This is a genomic window from Providencia sp. PROV033 (assembly GCF_028484855.1).
GTDB lineage: Bacteria > Pseudomonadota > Gammaproteobacteria > Enterobacterales > Enterobacteriaceae > Providencia > Providencia alcalifaciens.
The window spans coordinates 1-1921 of record NZ_JAMPSW010000195.1; the positions used below are offsets into that span (position 1 = coordinate 1).

The following is a 1921-nucleotide window of genomic DNA, read 5'->3' on the forward strand; positions in this document are numbered from 1 at the left end:
TCGAGTAGGAGACGGGATCACTCCCGTCGTCCTCTCACACCACCGTACGTACGGTTCCGTATACGGCGGTTCATGTTAACACTGGAACTGCCGTTGTTGTTCCAACAATGATAGTAAGCCTGCCCTACGTAACATCGCGACTTTTATCGCTTGGTTCATATGGCTAGCTCCCGAGTTCCACCACGCTCCTCGTTGGTTGCACGCTGAACTCCAGGCTCGTTCCTCACTTAAACCTGCCAACATTAACTTCTTTGCTCGCGTGTAAGGCCGTTTCCATTGCCGCCATAGCAAGCAACGGAGTTTCCTGTTGATCCAACTGTCTATTTCTCCTAATACACCTTTCACTTGCGTGTATCTAAAATAGCTGATCCAACCTCTGAGGATCGGTGTCAGTTCCTCAATGACCCGTTTGATTGACTTCGAGTTATGCCCCGTGGTCAGGCTGCGGATTTTCTCCTTTAGCCTTTCTACGCTCGTGTTTGACACTTTCAGTCGAACAACTTTGTGCCGTGTCACACTGTACCCTAAGAACTTCCGTTCCCAAGGTTGCGCCACTGCACTTTTCTTTTCGTTTACCGTCAGTTTTAACGTTTTCGCTAAATACTCACTGATATCCTTAAGCAGATGTTCTCCCGCTTTACGGCTGCTAACATAGATATTGCAGTCGTCCGCATAGCGACAAAATGCGTGTCCACGTCGCTCCAGCTCTTTATCCAACTCGTCCAACAAGATATTTGAGAGCAGCGGTGACAATGGCCCGCCTTGCGGCATGCCCTGTTCACGTTTTATTCTCTCTGTTTTGTCGACCATCTCCGCTTCAAGGTATCGACGTATCAACCTCAATACGTGTCTATCCTTGACCCAGCGGGCGAGTCGCGACATCAAGATATCGTGATCCACCTTGTCGAAGAACTTTTCCAGATCTATATCAACTACCCAATGTTTTCCGCTATTCATGTAGATTTGTGCTTGGCGCACTGCCTGCCATGCGTTGCGTTTCGGGCGGAAGCCATAACTGGCTTTTGAGAAGGTCGAGTCAACCATTGGACTCAGTTTCTGCGCGATCGCTTGTTGGATCAGTCTATCTACCACTGTCGGGATCCCCAATGTTCTCACTCCACCATCTGGCTTTGCGATGTCCATTTTACGGATTGCCCGAGGGAGGTAACTCCCTGTCATTAAGGCGCTTTTGATGCTTGCCCAGTTTGTTTTCAGCCATGGCTTCAACTCACGCACACTGAGGTTATCTACCCCTGCTGCACCTTTGTTTTCTACTACGCGCTGATAGGCGAGCATCATATTGGCTCTCTCTATCACCGTTTTCATTGTCAACGGCACTTCCGCTTTCGTTTGCCCACTGACCGCCGTGTCGATTTCAGCACCACGAGGCAGCTCTGGCGAATACTGTCCGCTATCCTGACCTGTGGCGGCAATCATTTGCCCTTGTGCATCATTAATCGGCATCGAGTATCAATGTCCTAATTGCGGTTAAACATGTTCAGCCCTTCATGCTGTCGGTTAGCTAGCACTACTACGGCGTCGGCTGACTTCTGTCATTGCATCCCAACACCTCTCGATGTTGGTAGCACGGCGGCACAATGGCAGATCTCCCGAGGTAATTCGCGCGACTTTCCTGCCTATGTCTGTCGGCTGTACGTCACAGCGTTCCGTATAAGTATTGGGCGTTGACGATAATTGCCGCCTTACCCCGCTGCGCCGCCTGAACCGCTTCCTGTTCGTCAGACCTGCATTTTGCTTTCAGCTTCCTTCAGATTTCACCTCGCGGTGAACACCCTTGCCGTTCAGCTAACACTTCCCCTTATCGGGCGTGTAGAGGACTTTCACCTCCAAGTCGCCTGTTAGCCACCACAGTCAACAGACAGCGCCAATCAAGGCGCTACGCGCCATGCTCGGCGCACAA

General features: G+C 50.8%; 1 protein-coding gene. It reads right to left on the reverse strand.

Annotated elements, in window-relative coordinates; translation table 11 throughout:
- Positions 1-75: 75 nt before the first annotated feature.
- Positions 76-1464, reverse strand: coding sequence for a group II intron reverse transcriptase/maturase (gene ltrA / locus PSF16_RS17275; RefSeq protein ID WP_272689795.1), 1389 nt, complete (start codon positions 1462-1464; stop codon positions 76-78).
- Positions 1465-1921: the final 457 nt, after the last annotated feature.

Excerpts from the sequence above, each read along its gene's own strand:
- ltrA (WP_272689795.1), bottom strand. The coding sequence starts at position 1,464 with ATGCCGATTAATGATGCACAAGGGCAAATGATTGCCGCCACAGGTCAG.